Annotated in this window: 24 protein-coding genes; 2 read left to right on the top strand and 22 right to left on the bottom strand. The window is 30.3% G+C overall.

What is annotated here, in order from left to right; translation table 11 throughout:
* Position 1: 1 nt before the first annotated feature.
* Positions 2–748: a MurR/RpiR family transcriptional regulator gene (locus DR024_RS09615; RefSeq protein WP_027099076.1), complete on the top strand. Its 747-nt coding sequence runs from the start codon at positions 2–4 to the stop codon at positions 746–748.
* Between the two features lie 51 nt (positions 749–799).
* Here the strand turns inward: DR024_RS09615 and DR024_RS09610 are convergent, their stop codons facing one another.
* The 3 genes from DR024_RS09610 to DR024_RS09600 all read right to left on the bottom strand — a co-directional run bounded on the left by DR024_RS09610 (position 800) and on the right by DR024_RS09600 (position 2,635).
* Positions 800–1,561, bottom strand: a complete 762-nt coding sequence (locus DR024_RS09610; protein ID WP_027099077.1) for an SDR family NAD(P)-dependent oxidoreductase — start codon at positions 1,559–1,561, stop codon at positions 800–802.
* A 122-nt stretch (positions 1,562–1,683) separates the two neighbouring features.
* The gene (locus tag DR024_RS09605) at positions 1,684–1,902 is read right to left on the bottom strand and encodes a hypothetical protein (RefSeq protein ID WP_111918608.1); all 219 of its coding nucleotides are present in this window, start codon (positions 1,900–1,902) and stop codon (positions 1,684–1,686) included.
* A 172-nt stretch (positions 1,903–2,074) separates the two neighbouring features.
* A complete protein-coding gene (locus tag DR024_RS09600) occupies positions 2,075–2,635 on the bottom strand; it encodes a hypothetical protein (RefSeq protein ID WP_055183662.1) in 561 nt (186 codons plus the stop codon).
* Between the two features lie 340 nt (positions 2,636–2,975).
* Here DR024_RS09600 and DR024_RS09595 point away from each other — a divergent pair, with 340 nt between their 5' ends.
* Positions 2,976–3,302 carry a hypothetical protein gene (locus tag DR024_RS09595; RefSeq protein WP_055254996.1) on the top strand — a complete coding sequence of 109 codons (327 nt, stop codon included), beginning with the start codon at positions 2,976–2,978 and terminating at the stop codon, positions 3,300–3,302.
* 70 nt (positions 3,303–3,372) lie between these two features.
* Here DR024_RS09595 and DR024_RS09590 read toward each other — a convergent pair whose 3' ends face one another.
* The 19 genes from DR024_RS09590 to DR024_RS09500 all read right to left on the bottom strand — a co-directional run bounded on the left by DR024_RS09590 (position 3,373) and on the right by DR024_RS09500 (position 24,801).
* Entirely contained in the window at positions 3,373–5,835 is a 2,463-nt protein-coding gene (locus DR024_RS09590; protein WP_111918606.1) for a CoA-disulfide reductase, read from the bottom strand.
* A 290-nt stretch (positions 5,836–6,125) separates the two neighbouring features.
* On the bottom strand, positions 6,126–6,854 hold the full coding sequence (locus DR024_RS09585) for an SIS domain-containing protein (RefSeq protein ID WP_055254994.1): 729 nt from the start codon (positions 6,852–6,854) through the stop codon (positions 6,126–6,128).
* Between the two features lie 8 nt (positions 6,855–6,862).
* Positions 6,863–7,546: an N-acetylmannosamine-6-phosphate 2-epimerase gene (locus DR024_RS09580; protein ID WP_034866772.1), complete on the bottom strand. Its 684-nt coding sequence runs from the start codon at positions 7,544–7,546 to the stop codon at positions 6,863–6,865.
* A gap of 13 nt (positions 7,547–7,559) precedes the next feature.
* A complete protein-coding gene (locus DR024_RS09575) occupies positions 7,560–8,825 on the bottom strand; it encodes a neutral/alkaline non-lysosomal ceramidase N-terminal domain-containing protein (protein WP_055254992.1) in 1,266 nt (421 codons plus the stop codon).
* An 18-nt stretch (positions 8,826–8,843) separates the two neighbouring features.
* Entirely contained in the window at positions 8,844–9,644 is an 801-nt protein-coding gene (locus DR024_RS09570) for a PTS system mannose/fructose/sorbose family transporter subunit IID (protein ID WP_027099084.1), read from the bottom strand.
* Entirely contained in the window at positions 9,644–10,438 is a 795-nt protein-coding gene (locus DR024_RS09565) for a PTS mannose/fructose/sorbose/N-acetylgalactosamine transporter subunit IIC (protein WP_055254991.1), read from the bottom strand. The genes DR024_RS09570 and DR024_RS09565 overlap by 1 nt, the downstream gene beginning before the upstream one ends.
* 13 nt (positions 10,439–10,451) lie before the next feature.
* The gene (locus DR024_RS09560; RefSeq protein ID WP_027099086.1) at positions 10,452–10,925 is read right to left on the bottom strand and encodes a PTS sugar transporter subunit IIB; all 474 of its coding nucleotides are present in this window, start codon (positions 10,923–10,925) and stop codon (positions 10,452–10,454) included.
* Position 10,926: 1 nt separating this feature from the next.
* Complete coding sequence (locus tag DR024_RS09555; RefSeq protein ID WP_027099087.1) at positions 10,927–11,349, bottom strand: PTS sugar transporter subunit IIA; 423 nt, start codon at positions 11,347–11,349, stop codon at positions 10,927–10,929.
* Between the two features lie 145 nt (positions 11,350–11,494).
* On the bottom strand, positions 11,495–14,329 hold the full coding sequence (locus DR024_RS09550) for a sigma-54-dependent transcriptional regulator (RefSeq protein ID WP_055254989.1): 2,835 nt from the start codon (positions 14,327–14,329) through the stop codon (positions 11,495–11,497).
* 300 nt (positions 14,330–14,629) lie between these two features.
* Positions 14,630–14,968, bottom strand: a complete 339-nt coding sequence (locus DR024_RS09545) for a hypothetical protein (protein WP_027099089.1) — start codon at positions 14,966–14,968, stop codon at positions 14,630–14,632.
* Between the two features lie 107 nt (positions 14,969–15,075).
* Complete coding sequence (fsa, locus tag DR024_RS09540; RefSeq protein WP_027099090.1) at positions 15,076–15,720, bottom strand: fructose-6-phosphate aldolase; 645 nt, start codon at positions 15,718–15,720, stop codon at positions 15,076–15,078.
* Between the two features lie 14 nt (positions 15,721–15,734).
* The gene (locus DR024_RS09535) at positions 15,735–16,676 is read right to left on the bottom strand and encodes a transketolase family protein (RefSeq protein WP_111918604.1); all 942 of its coding nucleotides are present in this window, start codon (positions 16,674–16,676) and stop codon (positions 15,735–15,737) included.
* The gene (locus DR024_RS09530) at positions 16,676–17,500 is read right to left on the bottom strand and encodes a transketolase (protein ID WP_055184866.1); all 825 of its coding nucleotides are present in this window, start codon (positions 17,498–17,500) and stop codon (positions 16,676–16,678) included. Before DR024_RS09530 ends, DR024_RS09535 begins: the two co-directional genes overlap by 1 nt.
* Positions 17,501–17,517: 17 nt before the next feature.
* Positions 17,518–19,017: a glycerol kinase GlpK gene (glpK, locus tag DR024_RS09525; protein WP_027099745.1), complete on the bottom strand. Its 1,500-nt coding sequence runs from the start codon at positions 19,015–19,017 to the stop codon at positions 17,518–17,520.
* Positions 19,018–19,031: 14 nt separating this feature from the next.
* Complete coding sequence (locus DR024_RS09520; RefSeq protein ID WP_034867065.1) at positions 19,032–19,970, bottom strand: transketolase family protein; 939 nt, start codon at positions 19,968–19,970, stop codon at positions 19,032–19,034.
* A gap of 12 nt (positions 19,971–19,982) precedes the next feature.
* Positions 19,983–20,801 carry a transketolase gene (locus DR024_RS09515; RefSeq protein ID WP_027099743.1) on the bottom strand — a complete coding sequence of 273 codons (819 nt, stop codon included), beginning with the start codon at positions 20,799–20,801 and terminating at the stop codon, positions 19,983–19,985.
* A 155-nt stretch (positions 20,802–20,956) separates the two neighbouring features.
* Positions 20,957–21,961, bottom strand: coding sequence for a LacI family DNA-binding transcriptional regulator (locus tag DR024_RS09510; RefSeq protein ID WP_027099742.1), 1,005 nt, complete (start codon positions 21,959–21,961; stop codon positions 20,957–20,959).
* A 143-nt stretch (positions 21,962–22,104) separates the two neighbouring features.
* Positions 22,105–23,382, bottom strand: a complete 1,278-nt coding sequence (locus DR024_RS09505; RefSeq protein WP_027099741.1) for a glycoside hydrolase family 140 protein — start codon at positions 23,380–23,382, stop codon at positions 22,105–22,107.
* 3 nt (positions 23,383–23,385) lie between these two features.
* Positions 23,386–24,801, bottom strand: a complete 1,416-nt coding sequence (locus tag DR024_RS09500) for an L-fucose/L-arabinose isomerase family protein (RefSeq protein ID WP_027099740.1) — start codon at positions 24,799–24,801, stop codon at positions 23,386–23,388.
* Positions 24,802–24,857 lie beyond the last annotated feature (56 nt).

Here is a 24,857-nt window from a genome sequence, read left to right as displayed (position 1 = left end):
GATGAAATTTTTAGATGTAATTTCTAAAGAAAATATTACTTTAAATAATACCGAGAAACGTATTGTAGAATATATATTAGAAAAATCACATTCTTTTTCAAATATAAAAATTACAGATATGGCAAATGATCTATATCTATCATCTAATACAATAATTAGATTATGTAAAAAGCTTGGTTATTCAGGTTTTTCAGAATTAAAATATAATATTGTAAATGCAAATAAATCAAATAATGAAATTGATTTAGATTCTAGTCATATTTCTATACATAACTCTGTAGTAAAAACTCTTTCTCTTAATAAACCAGATGATATATGTACTGCTGCAACTAAAATATATAATTCAAATAGAGTTGTTATTTTTTCTTTAGGATTGTCTCAATACCCTGCTTTATCATTTTGTAAAAAACTTCAGTACTTTAATAAAATGTGCTTAGTTCCAGAGGATAGAGATGAAAATAAATTGTTTGCTAACAACTTAAAGGATGACGATCTAGCTTTTATTATTAGCTCTTCTGGATCAACAGATATAATAAAGAAAATTACAGGCATTGTTAAAACAAAAAACATATATACAATTTCATTAACTGGACTTTCTCAAAACTTCTTATCTAACTTAAGTGATTTATCATTATTTGCTTACTTAAAGGACTATCAATTAAATAATCATGATTTAACTTCAAGACTTGGTTTTAATATAGTACTAGATTTAATATTTGAAGAGTTCAGTAAACTTTATTCACAATAAAAAAATCTCATAAACTGCAAGAATAACCTTGCAATTTATGAGATTTATTACTTAAGGAGCTATTGAGTATCCACCATCCACTAATAAGCATTGACCAGTATAGTATTTGCTATCTGGACCTGCTAAAAATGCTATAACACGTCCAATATCATCTTCTCCATCTCCAAACCTCTTCATTGGTTGAGCTTCCATTATTTCTTTATATTTCTCAGGGAACTTTTCTGCCCATACTTTAGCAGCTGGACTTTCTGCACCTGGAAGAACACAGTTTACAATAATATTGTATTGAGCCCATTCCTTAGCTGCAATTTTAGTAAGTCCACGTATAGATTCCTTGTTACATCCATAAGCTAATTGCCCTGCATATCCAAACATACCTGTTGCAGAAGCAAAGTTTATTATTCTTCCTTCATTTTGGTCTTTCATATAAGGGAAGCATTCTTGCATCATATTTAATGATCCTATGGTTCCTGATTGCCAAGCTGTAAGCATTTGTTCATAAGTTGTATCTTCAACCTTAGCTGAACCTGGTAAACTTTGAGCATTATTTACAACAACATCAACGGTTCCATACTTCTCAACTGTAGCTTTTACTACTTTTTTAACATCTTCACGATTTCCAACATCACAAGTTATGGCAAAGCCTTGTCCACCTGCTTCTTCTACCTCTTTCACTGTTTGGACTATTGGATCTAGACGACGTCCTACACAAACAACCTTAACTCCACGTTTTCCAAGGTGAAGTGCTATCCCCTTACCAATACCTTGTCCTGCACCTGTAATAATAGCTACTTTCTCATTTAACTCTTTCATAAAAACCCTCCATCCCATATATAAATTCAGGCCTATATTTAGACTAGTCCAATTCTTAATGTGAAGACCTTATAGAAAAGTATATTACTTATTGTATACATTTACAACACATTTTACCAATTTTAAGTGTGTGACAACATTGGAAACATTATTCTCTCTCTATCAAATGGAGTTTCCTTTTTACTTCTTATAAAAAGGGTAGTATCCTCTTCATGTAATATACTCTCTTTATAAGATGATGTATCCTTTGGAGTAATAAGTACTTCATCTCCATTGTAATCACAAATAGCTATCACATTTAAATCCTTAATGTAATAAATCCTATCCTTTAAGAAATCCATGCAGTAAAACATTATTAGTTTAAAACTCCTTCTCAATAATTCATCATCTCTATATCAAATCTTATAATTATATTTTTCTCCTTGAATTTCCACTAAAGCATTCATAAATTTCCCTTCTCATAAAACCATATTCATATATTTATATCTTTTTATATTTATATAAATATTCCTTTTATATTAAGCTTTCCTTTGCCATCCTTATAATATTAGATACCTCATCTACCTTCTCAATATTATAAAACATAAATCTGTTTGGCATTACTCTTCCCCTATTTCTTCTGTTATCATATCCATTGTCATTATACATATCATAGTTTGTATATCCCATGTTAAATTCAATACTTCCTCTTCCGCTTCTCTCTTTATACTTATTTACAATCTCTGCATCCTTAAGATCTAAATATTGAAATGATATATTCTTACCCATATTACAAAATAAAACTCTCTTGTTAGTTACAGCATATACTCTATTCTTTATAGCAATAGCTCTTCTTATTGGTAATCCAAAAACCATGTTTAATCCAACAAAAACAAAAACGCCTCCAAATAGAAGCATAACTAAACCTGCTCCACCTTTATATGCAGTGTACTCCCAATAAAGTGCAAAGCTTAACCATACAATCATAAATAATAATTGAAATAGGCTACCCTTTTCAAAAAATTTATATTTTCCTTTTCCACTCCAAAGTATTTGTTCATCACCTTGTAATTCATTATAGAAAACCTCTCTCATAATCCCATTTCCTTTCCTTCAACTTATTTCCATATTAATATTCTTTTGATTATTTTTCAATAAAGATTAGGATGGGATATTTATTTTGATTGTTACGTTAATGTTAAAGATTTTTGAACTTGTGGAAATATTTCTATCACAGATACGTAAATTATGACTCTGCAGAAAAACCTAAAGATATTGTTAAAAAATTAAAAATATAATATTAGATATATTTAACCCCTCCCATTATTTGTATATAATAAAATAAAAAAGGTGGATTGGATATTTATTTTGTTTGTTCCATCGCTACACTCCAAGTTACATGGAAACAAATATCCAAAAGGAAGGTGAACTTTAAATGAAAGATTTTATAATAATATTAGCATCATCAACCTTATCAGGTACTATATTCTCTTGCTTATTCTATTGGTTAAACAATAGTAAATTAGGATTATTTAAATCAATACAAAGAAAGATAGATACTTTAAATGAAAAAAAGAAACGTAATTTAAATGTATTTACTAATATATTATTAATAATAATAGGTTTATTTTGCCTAACTAATAACATAAACTTTTTTGTTACTGGCTTAATTTTAGGAATTATAATAGCATTTAACTTAGTGTGTTTTAGAGAATTAGAAAATACTTTTAAAACTGATAATAAGGATCATCAGAACCCTTAATGGTATTAAATTATTAATAACAATAAAAAAATCCCTAAGAATATAACTACTCTTAAGGATTTTTTTACTATTATATAAATAGATTTAATCCTGAATCTTCAGTTGCTCCTAAATAAGAAGCTACTCCACCAATTTCTACACCTTCAATAAACTCTTCCTTCTTAATTCCCATAAGATCCATACTCATAGAACAAGCAACTACATTAACTCCCATATCAATTGCATTCTTTATAAGTTCTTCTAAAGAATCTACATTATTATCCTTCATAATCTTTTTAATCATGGCAGGTCCCATACCCATCATATTCATTTGAGATAAAGGTAACTTACCTGGGTGACTTGGAAGCATACAATCAAACATCTTTTCTACAGTTTTCTTTTCAACCTTAGGTTTATCCTTACTCTTAAGAATATTAAGCCCCCAGAATGTAAAGAACATAGTAACTTTTTTACCCATGGAAGCTGCACCTGTAGCTATTATAAATGAAGCTATAGCCTTATCTAAGTCTCCACTAAATACAACTAAAGTTGCTCCATCCTTTACTGTGCTACATGTAACCTCCTTATCTCCTTCTTTACCCTTCTTTATATAAGCCACAAAATTCTTCTTTTCATCTTTATCTGTTTTCACTAAAGTATTTCCTGTCTTTTCACACCATGAGCTTATATCCTTCTTAAAACCAGGGTCACTTGCAATTACCTTTAATACTTCCCCTTCATTTAAAGATTTTGTTTCTTCAAATACTCTTTTTATAGGTCCTGGGCATTGTAATCCACATGCATTTAAAGTAACCTTTGCATTTACCTCTGCTATATCTAAACCTTTTTCTAGTGACATAGTTGCAACCTCTTCCTTAACATTATTATCCTCATTATGACTTTCTAAGGCTCTCTTAACTTGTAAATATGTCTTTACTCCACCATCTATATTGAAAGAATTATATCCATGTTGAGATAAAATCCTAGAAGCTATATATCCTCTTAAACCAACTTGGCAAGTTACATATATCTTCTTACTCTTATCTAGCTGGTCAAATCTATCCCTTAACTGTCCTAATGGAATATTAATTGAATTTGGTATTGTTCCTGTCATTAACTCCATTTCTTCTCTAACATCTAGAATTATTGAATCATCTAAGTTTATATTATCAACTTCACTCCATTGAATTGTTTTTACATCCCCATCCATAATATTAGAAGCATAATATCCCATCATATTAACAGGGTCCTTCGCTGAATTATATGGTGGTGCATAACAAGGTTCCACATCTTGAAGGTCTTCTACCTTAAGGCCTCCCTTAATTGCAGTAGCAATTATATCAATTCTCTTTTCTACTCCAGCCATTCCTACACCTTGAGCTCCATAAATTTGCCCTGTCTTTGGATTAAATAACATCTTATAAGCTATTGGAAAAGCTCCTGGGTAATATCCTGCATGAGAACCTGGGTGAATATGAATAGCTTTATATTCAATTCCTAATCTTTTTAGTGTTTTCTCATTATTTCCTGTAGATGCAACAGTATAGTCAAATACTTTTGCTACTGATGACCCTAAAGTCCCCTTATATTTAACCTCTTTACCTGAAATATTATCTGCTACTAATCTTCCTTGTCTATTTGCTGGCCATGCAAGAGGAATCATTGTTGGCTTTTTATTTACAAAGTCCATTATTTCAACAGCATCACCTAAAGCATAAATATTAGGATCTGAAGTTTTCATATATTCATCAACTATAATTGCCCCTCTTTCATTTAACTTTAGCCCTGCTTCCTTTGCTATAGTCGTTTCAGGTCTAACACCTATAGATAGGATTATCATGTCACCATATATTTCTTTTCCACTTTTTAAAATAACCTTCTTACCATTATTCTTAAACTCTTCAACACCATCATTTAAAATTAAATCCACTCCATTATCAATTAAATGAGAATGTATAATACTTGCCATTTCTATATCTAATGGCCCCATTACTTGGTTACTTCCTTCAACTAAGGTAACATTAACTCCTTTTTCATGAAGATTTTCTGCCATTTCAAGCCCTATAAAACCTCCACCAATTACAATAGCTCTCTTTGGCTTCTCTTCTTCTAAAAAGCTTTTTATATTATCCATATCTGGAATGTTTCTAAGAGTAAAAAGGTTTTTACAATCTTCTATTCCAGCTATAGGTGGTTTTATTGGCTTTGCTCCTGGTGATAAAACTAGAGTATCATAGCTTTCTTCATATACTTCACCAGTTCTATAATTTTTAACACTTATCTTTTTTTCTTCTTTATTTATGGAGATAACTTCACTTAGATTTCTTATGTCTAAATTAAATTTTCTGCTCATTTGTTCAACTGTTTGAACTATTAACGCTTCTCTTGTCGGAATCACATCCCCTATATAATAAGGAAGACCACAGTTAGCAAAGGATATATATTCTCCCTTTTCAAACATAATTATTTCTGCGTCTTCATCAAGTCTTCTAAGTCTAGCTGCAGCTGAAGCACCTCCTGCTACTCCTCCAACTATTAAAACTTTCTTCTTCATAACTCTATCTCCTTTAATACTTTTTTCAATATACTCTATTATAGCGTTCCCTTTCATTTTCTTCTGTGACTTTGTCACATAACTTATGGGGGATATTTATTCCCTTTGTACTAAAGGTAAATAACACCTTTAATTTATATCTAATTAAAATTTTATACTTTCCTAGCCGTTAAAAAGAAAATATAAAACTATACCTTCTCAATTATTCTTATCAAATAATTTGAATCTTATTATTAATAAAAAAAACCTCAAGAAAATGAATCTATTTCTTGAAGCTTTTTTTATTATAACTATCTTATAGAATTATAGAATTTATCAAATATTTCTTTATTATATTCATCTGCTCCATCTACATTAGAACTTTTAAATACGGGTGGAACAAAACCATCTTTTATCATCATATCTATTGCTGTTGTTACAAGTGCTTGTACAATGGCAACACCTGTTGCATCAGAAGTTGCTCCTACAGGTGTATCTAACCCTTTAACTTTGAAGGCAGCATCTCCATACTCTGCACAATTATCAATATTAACATCTGATAACTCATAGATTTTCTTACCGCTTGAATGTCTTGAATCTATATTCTTTGAATGCTTTAGAGAACACATAGTAATAATATTAACCTGTTGACTTTTTGCCTCTAAACACATTTCTACTGTTGCAGCATTTCTTCCTGAATTTGATACAACAAGAATAGTATCTCCCTTTTGTATCTTATTTAAACCAAAAACTATTTTTGAATAGCCTTCTAATCTTTCAATCAATGTACTTTTATTAGGCTTTTGATTAAGCAATATTTCTGGCTCTAATATTGCATTTACTAATGCTAAACCACCAGCTCTTTGAAAAACCTCTTCAGCAATTATGTGAGAATGACCTGTTCCAAATATATAAAATCTCCCTCCATTTTTACATGTATCTGCAACTAATCTTGCTGCTTTTTCTATATTTTTAATTTGACTAGCCTTTACTTCATTTAGCTTGTCTATTATAAAATCCAAATAATCTATTGTTATCATATTCTCACCTATCCAATATATTTTGTTATTTGCTCAGTAATCCATTGAGGTCTTGTTATTGCAGTTCCAACAGTAACAAAGTCCGCACCCATTAAAAGAGCTTTTTTAACATCTTCTTTAGTTGAAATTCTACCTTCTGCATTTATATAAACTTTATCGCCTAAAGCATCCCTTATATCTTTTATAAGCTTAAAATCTGGCTCTTCCTGTCTTGGACTATAATCAGTAAATCCTGATAAAGTTGTAGATATAATATCTGCTCCTAATTTATAAGCATTTATACCTTCTTCTAAAGTAGATATATCAGCCATTACAGGAACATTTGGATATTTACTTTTAAATTCTGGAATATAATCATAGGAATATACTCCTTTATAGTTCTTTCTAAATGTACAATCTATAGCTATAATATCTGCTCCTACTTTCAAAATCTCTTCTGCACTTTCAATATCAGGAGTAATAATAACCTCACACCCTTCTGTGAACTTCTTATTAATTCCTACAATAGGTAAATCAACCTCTTGCTTCATTGCTTTTATGTCCAAAGGACCACAACCTCTTAATCCCTTTGCGCCCCCTATTTTAGCCGCCAAAGCCATCTTCGCCATAAACATTTCACCATGCAATGGTTCATCTGGATAAGCTTGACATGATACTAATAATGTACCTTTTAAATCATCTAATATCTTCATCTTATCTTCTCCTTTAAATATTAAGTAATATTTCTTCAACTAACCTTTCACCTTCACCCTCTTTAAATGGTGATGAAAAAGTCTCATAAGTTTTAACTTCATATGCAAATTTATCTGGAATATATCCTATATAACCATTTCCATATCCTATAACAATATTGTTCTTACTATTATTATCTTTAATTCTTTTTCCTAAGCTTGAAAAAAGCTCACCAGGTATATATATAATGTTATAGTTATTAACTTTTAGTATCTTAACCTTTGCAACTATTTCTTTAACATCAGAAAATCCTAAAGCCATCTTATAATTATTCGTTAATCCTTCTAACTTTGATTCCAACAATCTCAAAGATTTTGAATCCATGTTTTTACTTTTTGCTATTTCTACCTCTCTAGCCTTCTCTTTAACCTTTTCTTTAGCATGCTCTACTGAGTCAAATTCCTTGACCAATAATGGTATCTCTAATTCTATAGAATTTACTTTTTCTATATCTTCATAGCTGTTTACTTCTGGCATATTTCTTATTTCTAGTGAAACTTGAGTTCCAATTCTATCTACCTCTTCAAAAGTTGATGCATTCCTTGTAAATCTTGTACTTATATCACCACAGCTTCCATTTAAAAACATTACCAAATCATATTCATTAAGCATTTCCTCAGTTTTATTAGGAAAATCACCTGTAATAGACAAATTATCACTACTCATTACAGTTGGATGACATGATAAGTTATATAATAAAACTTTTTTTCCATCCTTTCTTAACAAATTAATACTAATAAGTTCATTATCATAAAACCAGTCTTTATTATTTCTATTACTGCAAATATTATTTACCATCTTTCTACTTACTGATAATTTAGCACTATCTTCATTGCTTATAGCATCAACTACAGCTTGCTTAATTTTGTTTACAATATAATCTACATATTCTGCATCATATTCTCCAAATACTTGTTTTAGGCCTTTTTGATATCCTTCATTAGTATTCATTGTTCCAGTTGGCCCTGAATGAGTATGAGATGTTGATACAAAAATGTTTTTTTCATTAAAGTTTAATGAACTCACAGAATTCTTCACTAAACCCACAAAATGGTAATCAACCCCTACAAGATCCAATTGAACAATTAGATAATTATCCTTTCCTCTTAAAGTTAATACTCTTGCTTTTAATTCATCATGAATTTCCTCTGCTTTTCTAATTACGTCATACCCTGCTAATAAACATCCTAACTTAGGAGTTATTATTTCTTCCTTATATCCAACTTTATAATTACTCATGATAATTCTCCTTAATTATTATCCTAAAAATCCACATAAAACTCCTACTATTGACAATGCAATTATTCCAAATAATATAAGGATAGAGCTCTTTCCTTTCTTTAATAACTTATAACAACCTAAAGTAGTTAATAGTGGAATTAATTTAGGTAAAATACTATCTAATGTTGCTTGAATTCCAAGTTCCAGTTCTCCAATGTTAAACACTGTTGGAATATTTATATTTACTAATTGTGGTATTAAACCACCTACAAGAATTAATCCTAATATAGTGGCCATTGTAGTAAATCTTTGAACTACCCCACTATCCTTAGCTTTATCTAAAAATTTGATTCCTTCCCTATATCCATAGTTAATTCCGTAGAACTTAATCCCCATATTTAAAGCATTAAACATAAGTAAAGCAATTACTAATCCGAATGGATTTCCTTCCTTAGCAAAGGATGCACCAATACTCATACATATAGGTAACCATGTTAAAAATACTATACTATCTCCAAGCCCAGCTAATGGTCCCATTAATCCCACTTTTATTCCTGATATAGTTCTATCAGCTTTATTTCCTTCCTTTTCCTCAAGTGCCGCTGTTACACCTAAAATAGGTGATGCAAAAGTTGGCATTGTATTAAAAAATTCTAGATGCCTCTTCATAGCTTTTGATCTTTCTTCTTTTGGCTTATCTCCATATAACTTCTTTAATACTGGTTTTATACTATATAAAAAACCTAAAGATTGCATTCTCTCATAGTTCCAAGATCCCATTAAGAGATTAGATCTCCAAAATACTTTTCTTATATCTTTCTTGGTTAACTTCTCCATTATAAATCATAACCTCCCTCATCATTTACTTGTGTATTTGCACTTGCTTCAACTGTTGATGCTGAATCCTTTTTACTATTAGTAAATATATCGTATAATACTGCAAATATAATACCAATCATAGCTAACCCTATAGTTGGTATATTTCCATATATAGTACAAATAAATCCAACTAATAAAAATACCCATAATTTTTTATTTAGCATTAATGATAGTAACATACCAAACCCTAATGCAGGTAATATTCCCCCTGCTACAGTTAATCCCTTCATAATAAACTCTGGAATATATCCAAATAAGTTTTGTACAAAATCTGCTCCAAAGTAAACTGCCAAAAATACTGGTACAGCCCTTGTTAATGCATACATTGGAAATCCTATAAGTTGCCATTTATCTATTCCATCAATGTCGCCTTCTTCTGCTAATTTATCAGCTTTATGTGTAAAAGATATTGCAAAAGTTCTTGCTAACATATCAAGTTGTTGACACACAACTGCTACTGGTACTGCAATAGCTATCCCCGCTACTGATCCCTCTCCAGATATTATTCCTACTGCTGTTCCTATTATTGATCCAGAAATAACATCTGGTGGTACATACGCCCCTATTCCAGTTACACCTAACCACATAAGTTCTAAAGTTGCTCCAATTATAAGCCCCTGATTAAAATCACCTAATATAAGTCCAGTAATAGATCCTGCAATTAATGGCCTATATAATGATGTTTGAAATGAAAATAAATCAAATGTACATATAGCAGCCCAAATTGCTAATAGTGTTGCTTGAATTAACATTATTAATCACTCCTTATTTTATAAATTCTTTCATATTTGTAACTTTATCAGCAGGAATCATTTGTATTTCAACATTTACTCCTAAATTCATTATTTCTTTAAAATCCATTTTATCTTTTTCATCTACTGCTACTGCCTTAGTTAACTTTTCTTTATTTAATACATGCTTCATTCCTCCTACATTTAGATACGGTATTTTAACTCCAGCTTTGAGATTCCTATACACATCTTCTGGATTCGTATAAATTAACATTGTTTTTCTTTTAATAGGATTATTCTTATATACCTCTGTAAACTTATCTACACCAAAAAGTAAAATTCTTATTCCTTGTGGTGCTGTCATTTCTAATACAGACTTTTGAACTGGATCATTAGCTAATAAATCATTTATCACTATTACCTGCTCAATTTCATACTTTTTTATCCAAGTAGTAGCTACTTGTCCATGCACTAACCTATCATCTATTCTTACAAAATCTATTGCCATTTTACATTCCTCCATTCTTATTTATGTACTTCTCCATATCAATAAATGATGATTTACCAACCTCTATTAAATGTTCTTTTAGTTCATTTAAATTCATATGTTCATTAGTAAATGCTTCTATCAATACAGGTAAATTTAATCCACTGATTACTTGTACATTATTATTTGATATCAAACTATAAACTGATGCATTATTGGGTGTTCCACCCATTAAGTCAGTTAGAATTAAAATATTTCTTTCAACACCAAACTCATCTACTACTTTTTGTATCTTTTCTTTAAACTGATTTAGGTCTATCCCTAATGTCATTGATAAGGCTCTAACTTTATTTTTACTTTGTTCTCCTACAATCATTTCAGCACTTTTTAAAGCCTCTTGTGCAAAATATCCATGACTTGCAAGTATAAATGCTATATCTGTCATAAACCATTTCTTCCTTTCTTTATTTTCTCAATATTATTTATAGCAATTCTTATGCCAATGCTCTTAAACTATTAAAATTTCATATTTATATGCTTTATAATGCACATTAATACGCTTTAACCAAAAAGAAGCAATGCACTTTAAATTAAGTGCATTGCTTCTTTTCAATAAATATAAGTAATAGATAATATATTTCATCATCAGGTATCTCTATAGAAAATCCAACTTCTATATTCCTTAATGCTCTCTTTATAAAATTAAATTCAGTAAATAACTTAGCTTTTACCTCTTCTAAATTTTCATCTGACTTAAGAATATTATTACATAGTAAAATTCTCTCTATCATACAACATACATGTACATATGTGCTTGCTATCTCATTTAAAGCTAACTTAAAAATATTACTATGCTCTATGCAGGAAATAAAATCTACTAAATAAGGATGTACTTTTTCAACATCTAAACATTGAAGATATTTAGATGTTACATCAGCAGCAGCCCCAAGAACCATATCTCTATTAACATCAATAATAAGGCTCTCATCATTTTCTATATTAATCTTTTCATCAATGAGATTAACTAATTTTTTAATTCCAGAATACGTTAACATTTCTTGCAATGATATATAAGGAATATTGTTATATATAAATTCCACTGCTCCAACTATTGCTATTATATATTTCTTTTCTTCATGAATTGCTAAATCTATAATCCTTTCTGCCTCTTTTTTATTACTTACGCTTATAGGTATTACATTGATATCATAAATATTATTTTTCTTTAGTATCTTTTTTATAGACTCCTCAATATATGTTGCTGTTCCTTGACCTGTATTGCAAATTGTAAATATTACTTTCTTGCTATTTCCCATTTCTTCGTCTAATCTTCTTTTTTGTTTTTCATAAAGATTCTTTTGAAGCTTAACCAAACTATACATAATTTCATCAATATTAGCATTAGGCATTATAGCCCTCCTTGATGCCTCAATTAAAGATAGTATGTTGGTATTTTCAATAACTTTCACCTTAAGTCCAGTTCTTTCTTGTATTTTTTCCCCTATAAATACTAGAGATCCCATGTCAACCATTATCAGTGTTCCTTTATTATTCTTGCTACTCTTAACCATTTCTAGCGCTTCATCTAAAACAATTTCTGGTTTCATCGTAAGTGGCATATTTATATATTTTATATGATCTATTCCTAATAATAAGTTTGCTGTCTCTGCTAATTTTTCTGCGATTAAATCTCCATGTGCTATTACTATAATATCTATAAAATCATGCTTCTTATTGCTTGATAAAACAAAGAATATTGTTGCCAAAAGATACGGCTCATACTTAGAACACTTTATATTAAATTCTTTTTCTATCCTTTTCACTACTTTTATAGCCACAGAGAATTCTTTAGAATTTATAATTTTAATATAATGTTTATATTCTTCATTTAACGGTTCAATATAGTTAAATTCAGATATATTTTTAAAATGGAACGCTAGGCTATAGTAAACTTCTTTATCAAAAACTAACTGTAGGTCTTCATATACAATTTCTGATATAGTACTTACAATCTCAATAATTTCATCATTAATGATATTTGCATACTTATAGTTTGAATACATATCCTTTACTACAGCTTGTGTAAAATCATCATATACTTTAGTTAAATTTATAGAATCACTATTAATCTTTTTTCTTAAATCATTGAAATACTTTTCAAAATCATACTTAGGAACCTCAATATCTAAATTGCTCTTCTCACTTCCTGAATACTCAAAATAATTATCATAAGCTAATCTATCTATTTTATATCTAAGATTTTCATCTACCTCTAAGCAAGAATCCCTAACATAAGAAGGTAAAAAATCAACAATAACTTCTATAAAATCTTTGTAATTACTTCTATACTCTAAAAATGCACGTGCTACTGTAATTTGTATATCACTTCTTAACTGCCCTATATTTCCTGTTGGTTTATATATTAACAAAGAAGTCATTACATCTTTATGGACGCATATTTTCTGACCAATTCTTTTTGACTCTAGGGAAAATAATGTTTTTAAAATTGATAATCTTTCTTTAATACTTCTTTCCCTTAATGGTGGAATACTTATACTTACTGGAATTCTTCGTGTGAACGTTCTCAATAAACTCGATTCAATTCCTTCAGTTGTTGCTCCTATTATCATTACACGAGCATTTCTATCATTTTTTGATTCCCCAAGTCGTCTATATTTTTCTTTATCCATAAAGAAAAATAACATTTCTTGTCCTTCTGGAGGAAGTCTATGTATTTCATCTAAAAATAAAACACCACCATCAGCTTCTTCAAGCACTCCTTTTCTATCTTCTAACGCGCCTGTATATGCACCTTTTTTGCTCCCAAATATTTCAGCTAATAATAATTGAGGATTATTTGCATAGTCTGCGCAGTTAAATGTTACAAACTTTGAATCTTCACAAAAAACCCCTTCACTTTTTCCATATTCAAACATCTTTTCAGCAAACAAGCTTTTTCCAACACCAGTTTCTCCAACTATTAATGTATTTAATCCGTGTGGAGGATAACAAACAGCCGCCTTACCTTGATTAACACACATTTTCAAACTTTTATTATATCCAACTAAATCAATAAAGCAGTCTTTTTTTCTTATTTTCTTATTACTCATTTGATAGCTTGTCTTGTTTTCTAATTCAAGTAATTCTTTTGGAGCATTAAAAATATGTCCATTTATTTTATTTCCTATAATTCTTTCAATCTCTTTTCTCGATAAAAACCTTACAGGTTTACCTGTAATCTTCAATGCGAATCCTAGTTTTACCAACTCATTCAAATCAGAGGCTGCATTATTTCTAACTACTCCAAGTTCACTACCAACTTCATTTGCTGTAAACCCAATTGTTCTGTTTTTTAGAATATCCTCCTTAGTTATTGTATAAGACAACCTTTCTAACCTATCTCGTATCCTTTCAATCCTCTTCATATGATTACCTACCTCTAATTTTTTTATTTAGAAATATACTTACTTACAATTATACCTTATAAATTTTCAAAGAAAAAATAATTATTTCATATGCAAATAAACTTTAGTACCATTAAACTATTAAATTGTTCATAATTTAATCGGTATTATAATTTCCTAAATAATAAAAAGCCCCAAGAAACTTAATACATTTCTTGAAGCTTTCTAATACATACCTTTAACAGTGAGTAGAGTAGATATTTGTTTTTCTGTGACTTGGAACCTTGTTACGGAACAAGAAAAATAAATATCTACTCAATTTTACTCATTTACAGGAAGAATATCATTCTTGCTGCACCAATCTAGTGCTACCTTTAAATATTCTATTTCTCTTTCTCTATCCCCTAATCCTCTTGATACATTGCAATAAGGAACTTCTATATAATTTTCTTCATTATCTCTAATATCTATTAAGCTTTTTAATACTTCCTCATCCCACTCTGGGTGAAAAATTATATCTAAACTATCTAAATCCTCTAAATATCCATATTCTTGCTCATCATACAGTACGAATTCTCCAGTTTCTTTATTATAATAATACTTCATATCTTCTGATGATAATTGTATTTGTGCTACTAATTCAGTTAAGTTAATTCTCATGCTATATCTCCTTCTTTATCTTTTGTGCGGAAATCATTATATCATAAAGAATTAGATAATTAAAATATTAAAATAGTCCAAATTTACTTGTTTTTTATTTTACTTTATTATAAATTAGCCTTTTCCCAATCTTCTTTAAATTTTTTAATGCCTGCATCTGTTAATGGATGATTAATTAGAGCTCTAATAACACTTGGTGGAAGAGTTCCAATGTTTGCACCAAGCTTTGCGGCCTCTATCACATGAATTGGATTTCTTATAGATGCTGCTATTATTTCTGTTTGGATATTATGAACATTAAATATTTCACTTATATCTTCTATAAGTATTAACCCATTTGATCCTATATCATCTAATCTTCCTAAGAATGGAGATACATAGCTTGCTCCTGCCCTTGCTGCTAGTAATGCTTGTGCTGCTGAGAATATTAAAGTAACATTTGTACGTATTCCCTTCTTTGATAGATATGAAACTGCTTTTAATCCATCATATGTCATAGGAATTTTTACAACTATGTTCTTGTGAATACTTGCAAGCTCTTCTGCTTCCTTTATCATATTTTCATAGTCCAAACTTATAACTTCCCCACTAATTGGACCATCTACTATAGATGCTATTTCCTTTAATGTTTCCTTTAAGTCTCTCTTTTCTTTTGCAATTAGGGATGGATTTGTTGTTATTCCATGTATAACTCCTAAAGAGTTAATTTCTTTTATATCCTCAATATTTGCTGTATCTAAAAATATTTTCATTTTTAATTCCCCCTTTATTTTAACTTTATTACTTCTTTTACTTTATTAACTATATTATTCGAAGTTAATCCGTACTTTTCTAATAACTCATTTGGCTTTCCACTTTCCCCAAATGTATCCTTAACACCAACTCTTAAAACAGGTACTGGACACTTTTCTGAAACAACTTCTGCTACTGCTGATCCTAGTCCACCTATTATACTATGCTCTTCAGCTGTCACTATAACTCCAGTTTCCTTTGCAGCTTTTATTATTAATTCTTCATCTATCGGCTTAATAGTATGTATGTTAATAACCCTTGCATTTATTCCTTCTTTAGCTAATTCTTCTTTTGCTTCTAATGCAGCTTCAACCATTATTCCTGTTGCTATTATTGCTACATCATTTCCTTCAGCTAAAGTTATTCCCTTACCTATTACAAAGTTATAGTTTGTTTCATCATTAACTCTTGAAACTGCCATTCTACCAAGTCTTACATAGCAAGGTCCTTCCATTTCTGCAACTGCCTTTATTGCAGCTTCTGTTTCTATATCGTCTGCTGGATTTATAACTACCATATTAGGTACACTTCTCATTAAAGATATATCTTCAATAGCTTGGTGAGATGCTCCATCTTCTCCAACTGTTAAACCAGCATGAGTTGCACATACCTTTACATTTAATTTAGGATAACATATTGAGTTTCTTATTTGTTCAAAAGCTCTTCCTGCTGCAAACATTGCAAAAGTACTTACAAAAGGTACCTTACCACAAGTTGAAAGTCCTGCTGCAACTCCCATCATGTTTCCTTCTGCTATTCCCATATTAAAGAATCTTTCAGGAGCTACTACCTTAAAATCTGCAGTCTTTGTTGACTTTGAAAGGTCTGCATCTAATACTACTACGTTCTCATTTGTATTAGCTAATGCTGCTAATGCTTTACCATAAGCTTCTCTAGTTGCAATCTTCTTACTCATTATATTTCTCCTCCTAATTCCTTAACTGCTACTTCACATTGTTCCTTGCTTGGAGCTGTTCCATGCCATGAAGCCTCATTTTCCATAAATGAAACTCCCTTTCCTTTAACTGTGTTACAAATTATTGCTGTTGGCTCACCTTTATGGTTTTTTGCTTTTTCTATAGCACCTAAAATTTCATCATAGTTATGTCCATCTATAACTAATACGTTCCAACCAAAAGCTTCAAATTTCTTATCTATTGGACATGGACTCATAACCTTAGTTATATCTCCATCTATTTGTAATCCATTAAAATCTATAAATATAGTTAAATTGTCTAAGTTATAATGAGCTGCACACATACTAGCTTCCCACACTTGACCTTCTTCTAATTCTCCATCTCCAAGTAATGCATATACTCTATAGTCTTTTTTATCTACTTTACCTGCTAAAGCCATTCCTACTGCTGCTGAAATACCTTGACCTAATGAACCAGTTGACATATCTATTCCTGGTAGATCATTCATGTTAGGATGCCCTTGTAGATCTGAACCAATCTTTCTTAATGTCATTAATTCTTTAGGATCAAAGAATCCTCTTCTTGCTAATGCACTATATAGTACTGGAGCTGCATGACCTTTTGATAAAACAAATCTATCTCTATTTTCATCCTTCGGATTTTCAGGATTAATATTTAGTTCATTAAAAAATAGTGTAGTAACTATATCTGCTGCTGAAAGTGAACCACCTGGATGACCTGATGCTGATTCTGTTAACATTTCTACTATGTCTTTTCTAATTTGCTTAGAAATTTGGATTAATTCCTCTTTGTTTTTTTTCATGATACACCTCTATTTGTTTAATTACTTTTGTACATAAATAACACACTTTCAACTGCGTTATCCCAACCTTTACATAACTCTTTTCTATTTGCTTCATCTATTTTAGAAAGGAATTCATCTTCCCCTCTATCTAAATTCTTTATTTCATCTATAGACTCCCAAAAGCCTGTTCCTAATCCACCTAAGTAAACTGCCCCCATAGCTGATAGTTCTTCAACTGAAGATCTTATAACCTTTATATCTAATAAATCGCATAAAAATTGCATTAAAAACTTATTAGTTGTAGCGCCACCATCACCCTTTAACTCTTTTATTTCAATCTGGCTTTCTTTGCTCATTTCTCTTACTACAGCATTAATTTGATAAGCTATACTTTCTAATGCAGCCCTCATTATATGTCTCTTATCTGAACTTCTTGATAATCCTACAATTGAAGCTTTTGCATTATGACTCCAGTATGGGTATCCCAAACCAAAAAAGGCTGGTACTAGGTATACTCCTTCATTGCTATCTAAAGATTCTATCCCCTCTTGAAATTCACTAAAATTAGAAAACATGTTTAAATTATCCTTAAGCCAATTTAAAGTATCTCCATTACTATGAATTATTCCCTCTAAAGCATAGTTTGCTCCATCCTTTGTCTTCCATCCTAAAGCTGAAACCAATCCATTTTCAGATTTCATTAACTTACTTCCAGTATTCATAAGAACAGAACATCCTGTTCCAAAGGTTGCCTTAACCATTCCTTTTTCAAAGGCTCTTTGTCCAAATAATGCCCCTTGAGAATCTCCTATAACACCACATATAGGAATTTCTACATCAACTACACCCTCAATATTTGTATATCCAAAAATATCGTCACAATTTTTAAGCTTAGGCAACATTTCCTGGGTAATGTTAAATATTTTCATAAGTTCTTTATCCCAAGATAAGCTATTTATATTTAATAACATTGTCCTACTTGCGTTAGTGTAATCTGACACATGAGCTTTTCCATAAGTAAGCTTCCATATTAACCAGCTTTCAATTGTTCCAAGTAATAGTTCTCCTTTTTCAACCTTCTCTTTTGCACCTTCAACATTATCAAGAATCCATTTAACTTTTGTTGCTGAAAAATAAGGATCTAATACAAGTCCTGTTTTTTCCTTTATCTTCTCTTCTAACCCTAAATCTTTTATCTCCTCACAAATCTTAGTAGTTCTTCTACACTGCCATACTATAGCATTATGAACTGGTTTCCCAGTTACTTTGTCCCATACAACTACCGTTTCTCTTTGATTGGTAATAGATAGGGAAGATATCTCTTCCCCCTTTAAACTGTTTTTCTCTATTAACTCCTTTAGTAAAGAAATTACATTTTCATATATCTCAATAGGATTATGTTCAACATAATCTCTCTTAGGATATATTTGATTATGTTTTTTACTACATTTATAAAGAATTTTTCCTTCCTTATTTACTAAAAGAGCTTTAGAACCTGCTGTACTTTGATCTATTGCAATAATATACTTCTTCATAGTCTTATACCCGTCTAGTTTTTTCCAATTAATTCTTTAGCTAACTTTACTAAATTTTCTTTACTTAAGCCATAGTAATTAAATATTTCTTTACTTGTTCCTGTAATTGCTGCTTCGTCCTTAATGCCAACAATTTTCATTGGAACTGGTGCATTTTGTACAACTACTTCTGATACAGCAGCTCCAAGTCCACCATAAATGCTATGTTCTTCCACAGTAATAATGTGCCCTGTTTCCTTAGCTGCTTTTATAATAGCTTCTTTATCAAGAGGCTTAATAGTATTCATATTTAACACTCTACATTTAATTCCTAATTCTTTAAGTTCATCTGATGCTTCAATTGCTGGTTTTACTGTTTCTCCTGTTGCAATAATTGTTATATCTTTTCCTTCTCTCATAACATTAGCTTTACCAATTTGAAAGTCAAAATCAGTTGATTCATAAACATCATCTACAGGATTTCTTCCTATTCTTATATAAGCTGGTTTATCATATTTAACTAATTCTCTTACAAGTTTTTCTGTTTCAAACCTATCTGCTGGTAAAAATATATCCATATTAGGAATAGCTCTCATTACAGCAATATCTTGAAGTGAATGATGGGACATTCCTAATGCACCATAGCTTACTCCTCCACTTATTCCTATTAACTTTACATTAGTATTTGAATATGCAACATCTACCTTAACTTGTTCTATACTTCTCATTGTTAAGAAACAAGCAGGTGATGCTGCAAAGCACTTCTTTCCTGTAGTTGCAAGTCCTGCTGCTATTCCAACTAGGTTTTGTTCTGCTATTCCAACTTCAACAAATTGCTTAGGATATTCATTTGCAAAGTTTGTCATTGATGCAGAACCTCTAGAGTCACTTGTTAAAACATATATATCTTTATCATCCTTTGCTAGTTCCATTAATGTATCACAAATTACTTGACGATTAGCTATCTTATTCATTATTAATCCCTCCTATAAACTATTAAGTTCTTTCATTGCAATCTTATATTCTTCTTCAGTAGGTACTCCATGATGCCACTTTGCAACATTTTCCATGTATGATACACCTTTTCCCTTTACTGTATTAGCTATTATCATAGTAGGCTTGTCCTTTTGAATTGAATCTTTTGAAAATGCTTTTAATAATGCTTCTATATCATGACCATTTAAAACAATTACATTCCAACCAAAACTTCTCCATTTATCTTCAAGAGAATTTAAAGCCATAACATCTTCTGTACTTCCTGATATTTGAAGTCCATTTCTATCTATAATTGCAGTTAAGTTATCTAGCTTATAGTGAGCTGCTGCCATAGCTGCTTCCCATACAGAACCTTCTGCTAGTTCTCCATCTCCTAATAATGTAAACACTCTATAATCTTTTTCATCTCTTTTGGCACCAAGTGCCATTCCTACAGATGCTGAAAGTCCATGACCTAATGCCCCTGTATTAATTTCAACTCCTGCATTTTTGTTATTTGGATGTCCAATTAAAGTTGAACCAAACTTACTATAACTCTCCAATTTCTCTTTTGAAAAATATCCTTTATCAGCAAGAACACAATATAATAACTCTGCTGCATGACCTTTGCTCATTATAAATCTATCTCTATCTTCATTTTTAGGATCTTTTGGATTAACATTCATAACTGAATAATAAAGTGTAGTTACTATATCTGCACTAGAAAGTGAACCTCCTACATGTCCAGCTTTTGCGCTGTAAACTAAATTAACTACATCTTTTCTAATTTCTCTAGCTTTTTCATTTAACTCTAATACTAAATTATTCATTACTTTCCCTCCCATATTTTATCCTTTACCCTTATTATAAATATTTAGTACATATTTTTCAATAAATTTAGTAAATATTTTAGTATTTTTAAATAAATTTTTAGTTCAGGCAAACAAAAAAGAGCTGACTTTATTAAATCAGCTCTTAAAACCTTTTATATAACACTTTTTCTTTCAACAATATCAGTAGATATTTGTACTTTTAGTTTTCCTTCATCCTCTTCTTCTATCTTTTCTATTAGTCTATTAATAGAAACCTTGCCTAATCTTTCAACATCTACTCTTACAGTAGTCATTGGAGGATTTATCATATCACTAAATGGAATATCATCAAATCCAACTATGGACACATCTTCAGGAATTTTAATTCCTTTTTCATTCATAGCTTTTATTGCACCTAATGCAATAATATCATTAAATGCAAACAATGCTTTTGGAAGTTTTATATTTTCATTTGATAATATCTCTTTAAAATCTCTATAGGCTCCATCTGTAGTTGGTTCTACCTTATACATATTCTCTTCATGAACCTCTAGGTTATGCTCTTTCATTGACTGAAAGAATCCTTCTTTACGACACTTAAAGTTGCTAATATCTACAGTACTACCTATATAACCAATATCCTTAATACCTCTATCAATTATATATTTAGTAGCTAAATATGCTCCTCTATCGTTATTAATAAGAACAAAATCACAATCCTTAGCTTTAAAATAAGTATCTACAACTACCATTGGAATATTTAGATTTTCAAACTCACTAAAATCTTCTTCTTCCATCTCAGTTCCTAAAAGCAATATTCCATCTACTCTCTTTTGAGTAAATATTTTTTGTATATCTTCCTTAGTATCTTTTCCAGCTTCAACTTGAGTAATTAAAAGTTCATACCCACTATTTCTGCAAGTTCTTTCACAAGATTCAATTAACTTTGAAAAGAATGGAGTATCTGATAATATATATCCATGTTTTTTGAATTTTATCATTCTAATTATTTTATCTTCACTCTTTTTTTGAGTTTTGAAGTATCCTAATTCTTCTGCTATCTTCAGTATTCTCTCCTTCGTTTCTTTCCCTACTCCTTTTCTGTTATTAAGGGCATTAGAAACTGTTCCAGGAGATACTTGTGCTAATTTTGCAATATCTTGCATTATTGTCTTCATCTTTTTCTCCTTACCTTCTTATGCTAATTTCTTTTTATTCACTATTATAAGTATATCCTATTTTTAAATAAAAACAAACATATTTACTAAATATTTATCACTTTCATGTATTTTTTTAGAGAAATAAAGAGATTTAACAAATGTTAAATCTCTTTTTCTAATATTATTAATCCATCCTGTTCAAAATTATGCATGTGAATAGTTGTTTTTCCATCTACAACTTCATAGTTAGGTATACAAATATTCTTATCTTCTAAATCCATAATTTTAATGTTATAATCCGATAAGTCTAAATCAACTTTAACAGTTGTATTAACTGGAACATAGATAAATATTTTATCTTTTTCTAATGTACCAGCCATTCTAATATCTTTAACTTCGTTTAATATTTTATCCATAGGAACAAGCTCTCCTATATTATACATTTCAAAAATATACTTTATATAGCCATAATCCCAAGCTCCTGGATACTTAACTGCATCGTTCCAAGGATTAGGGGCATCAAAACCTTCACCTATTCCAAGTCCAAAATTTTTATTTATTTTATGCCAGCTATAAATACCATGAGCTCCATAAGTCACCCCTGCTGATGCACCAGAAAGTATGCTCATCCAAGCTGCTCTTCTAACATCGTATCTATAAAATCTTCCGTACATTCTTCTACTAAATCCCATTTGTTCATAACATGGTTCAGAATTTAGTAAAGGCTTTGCTGGATACTTTTTGTATAGAGTTTCTGCTAATAAATATGGCATAGCTAAGTTTTGCGCATTATGACCAGATTGGTACATATAAAAATCTATTTTATCAATAAACTCTTCTGGAATTTCATCTAACCTTCCTTTTATATGAAGTGTTTGCAACAAGTTTGGTGCAAGCTCTCTTAATAAATTTGATGCCTTCATATAATACTTTTTAGTATCCTCTGTATCAAAATCAGTATCTCCACTAATTACATACATAGGTTCTAAATCTGAGAAAGTACCATGTACCACTTCTACATATTTATCAATAAAATCATATGGCATTATATTTGAACTATTCATATTGCTTGCCCATGTTCCAGGGACATAATTGCACCATAAAACTACTAATGCTAATTCAAACCCTTTATCTTTAGCCATTTTGCACATAGTTTTTGCACGTTCAAAATATTCCATATTAAAATCAGTAAATTCAAAAGTCTTTTTATCCTTTGTAGGAAGAGGATAGTAATTAAGATCTGTACCACTAGCATCCCACTGTGGCATAATATTTATTTGTAAAACGTTAAACCCTTGCATCTTTCTTAGGTTTAAATAATATTCCCACTCTTCAATTGTTATATTTGTAAATGCACTCCAACATGTATCTGCTAAATAAAAAAACTTCTTTCCATCCTTTATAAAGGTTCTTTGGTTGTCACTTACCTTTACAGCCATATTTTATTCACCTCTTAATTGCTCTTTTACTTTTTCTTCTATATTATCATAAAAATCAGGAGTTAAATATCCTAGATACTTACATGCTTCGTATATTTGAGGAAGTATATCTGCATGAATTCCCACACAATGATGGACATATGGACCACAAACCAACTTTTCTTCTAATCTCTTTAAGTTTTCCACTTCAATCCATACATAAGTTCCTTGATTAAATGGTCCTTCTATACCTTTAGCATGTCCCATTAATAATGAATATTCTCCATTATCACCATCAAATCTAATTATAGACATATCTCCACCAATAAGCTCTCCATGTAATGCTCCTGGATGAGAGTGATTAAATGCAAATGGTGCTCCAAAGCTTGGTTTTCCCTTCATTAACGAAACAGGCCATGGGCCACAATGTTGTAAAAGTTCTCCATTTGGATTTGTTGGATGAGGAACTGTCCAATCTGCAAAGAAAGGTTTAACTTTTCCCATAGTAGCTGCTTGAGCTATTACCGATGTAATAGCACCATGAATATCTGTTTCACAAGCTACAGGAATTCCCTCATCACTTAATAGTGAGTTTGCAACGCAAGGGAATATTCCTAATGCATCTTGCATTGAGTTCCAGCATTGAATTGCAACAGCTTTACATCCATACTTGTTAGCAAAGTTTTTCATAGCTATTTTTAAAGCAGCTGTTTTTCTTACTCCATCCTCACTTACATTAATTATCATTTTTTCTTTCATATAATTAACTACATCTTGTAATTCTTGTCCATTTTCTTCTACTAATCTGTTCATTTCTTTTTGAACATCCACCATAGTTACAGGATGAACCTTAATATTAAACTTTTCTAACAACTCTCCCTCATTAACCATCATTGTCCAGAATCCAGCTGGTCTAGTTGAAATTTGTAATACTGTTAAGTTTCTAATTTCCTTTACAATATTACTAGTTGCAATAAATCTATTAATTCCATCTTCAAATTGCTTATCTTCTACATCACACATTGTTAAATAAGAAAACTTAACTCTAAATCTTCTTAATATCTTTCCTGTTGCAAAAAGACCACATTGAGAATCTCTAAGTCTTGCTCCATTTTCTAAAGGGCTTTCATCCTTAGGTCCCCATAAAAGAACTGGAAGATTAAAGTTTTTAGCTACCTTCGCTACTAAATCTTCTGTTCCAAAGTTACAATGTGGAAAAAATAAAGCATCAACCTTTTCACTTGTTAGTTTATCAACTATAGGTTGAACATGACTTTCATCAAATAATAACCCCTCTTCATTTATATCTTTAATATCTACAATATCAATATTCATAGATTTTAATTTATCTAATATAATATCATTGTATTTTATAGCATCTTCTCTACTAAAAATATTTCTTCTTGTTCCTACAACACCTAATCTAATTTTATACTCCATAAATTACCTCTCCTCTATAATTAATAAGAGTTTTCAGCTAAAGACAGCCTCAAACT

Origin of the sequence: Clostridium paraputrificum (assembly GCF_900447045.1) — a bacterium.
Classification (GTDB): Bacteria; Bacillota; Clostridia; order Clostridiales; family Clostridiaceae; genus Clostridium; species Clostridium paraputrificum.
The sequence above is the reverse complement of the archived record's forward strand: the minus strand, read 5'-3'. Positions and strand labels throughout refer to the sequence as shown.

Coding starts and splice junctions, on each gene's coding strand:
- DR024_RS09615 (WP_027099076.1), top strand. CDS start 2: ATGAAATTTTTAGATGTAATTTCTAAAGAAAATATTACTTTAAATAAT.
- DR024_RS09610 (WP_027099077.1), bottom strand. CDS start 1,561: ATGAAAGAGTTAAATGAGAAAGTAGCTATTATTACAGGTGCAGGACAA.
- DR024_RS09605 (WP_111918608.1), bottom strand. CDS start 1,902: ATGGATTTCTTAAAGGATAGGATTTATTACATTAAGGATTTAAATGTG.
- DR024_RS09600 (WP_055183662.1), bottom strand. CDS start 2,635: ATGAGAGAGGTTTTCTATAATGAATTACAAGGTGATGAACAAATACTT.
- DR024_RS09595 (WP_055254996.1), top strand. CDS start 2,976: ATGAAAGATTTTATAATAATATTAGCATCATCAACCTTATCAGGTACT.
- DR024_RS09590 (WP_111918606.1), bottom strand. CDS start 5,835: ATGAAGAAGAAAGTTTTAATAGTTGGAGGAGTAGCAGGAGGTGCTTCA.
- DR024_RS09585 (WP_055254994.1), bottom strand. CDS start 6,854: ATGATAACAATAGATTATTTGGATTTTATAATAGACAAGCTAAATGAA.
- DR024_RS09580 (WP_034866772.1), bottom strand. CDS start 7,546: ATGAAGATATTAGATGATTTAAAAGGTACATTATTAGTATCATGTCAA.
- DR024_RS09575 (WP_055254992.1), bottom strand. CDS start 8,825: ATGAGTAATTATAAAGTTGGATATAAGGAAGAAATAATAACTCCTAAG.
- DR024_RS09570 (WP_027099084.1), bottom strand. CDS start 9,644: ATGGAGAAGTTAACCAAGAAAGATATAAGAAAAGTATTTTGGAGATCT.
- DR024_RS09565 (WP_055254991.1), bottom strand. CDS start 10,438: ATGTTAATTCAAGCAACACTATTAGCAATTTGGGCTGCTATATGTACA.
- DR024_RS09560 (WP_027099086.1), bottom strand. CDS start 10,925: ATGGCAATAGATTTTGTAAGAATAGATGATAGGTTAGTGCATGGACAA.
- DR024_RS09555 (WP_027099087.1), bottom strand. CDS start 11,349: ATGACAGATATAGCATTTATACTTGCAAGTCATGGATATTTTGCACAA.
- DR024_RS09550 (WP_055254989.1), bottom strand. CDS start 14,329: ATGAAGAGGATTGAAAGGATACGAGATAGGTTAGAAAGGTTGTCTTAT.
- DR024_RS09545 (WP_027099089.1), bottom strand. CDS start 14,968: ATGAGAATTAACTTAACTGAATTAGTAGCACAAATACAATTATCATCA.
- fsa (WP_027099090.1), bottom strand. CDS start 15,720: ATGAAAATATTTTTAGATACAGCAAATATTGAGGATATAAAAGAAATT.
- DR024_RS09535 (WP_111918604.1), bottom strand. CDS start 16,676: ATGAGTAAGAAGATTGCAACTAGAGAAGCTTATGGTAAAGCATTAGCA.
- DR024_RS09530 (WP_055184866.1), bottom strand. CDS start 17,500: ATGAAAAAAAACAAAGAGGAATTAATCCAAATTTCTAAGCAAATTAGA.
- glpK (WP_027099745.1), bottom strand. CDS start 19,017: ATGAAGAAGTATATTATTGCAATAGATCAAAGTACAGCAGGTTCTAAA.
- DR024_RS09520 (WP_034867065.1), bottom strand. CDS start 19,970: ATGAATAAGATAGCTAATCGTCAAGTAATTTGTGATACATTAATGGAA.
- DR024_RS09515 (WP_027099743.1), bottom strand. CDS start 20,801: ATGAATAATTTAGTATTAGAGTTAAATGAAAAAGCTAGAGAAATTAGA.
- DR024_RS09510 (WP_027099742.1), bottom strand. CDS start 21,961: ATGAAGACAATAATGCAAGATATTGCAAAATTAGCACAAGTATCTCCT.
- DR024_RS09505 (WP_027099741.1), bottom strand. CDS start 23,382: ATGGCTGTAAAGGTAAGTGACAACCAAAGAACCTTTATAAAGGATGGA.
- DR024_RS09500 (WP_027099740.1), bottom strand. CDS start 24,801: ATGGAGTATAAAATTAGATTAGGTGTTGTAGGAACAAGAAGAAATATT.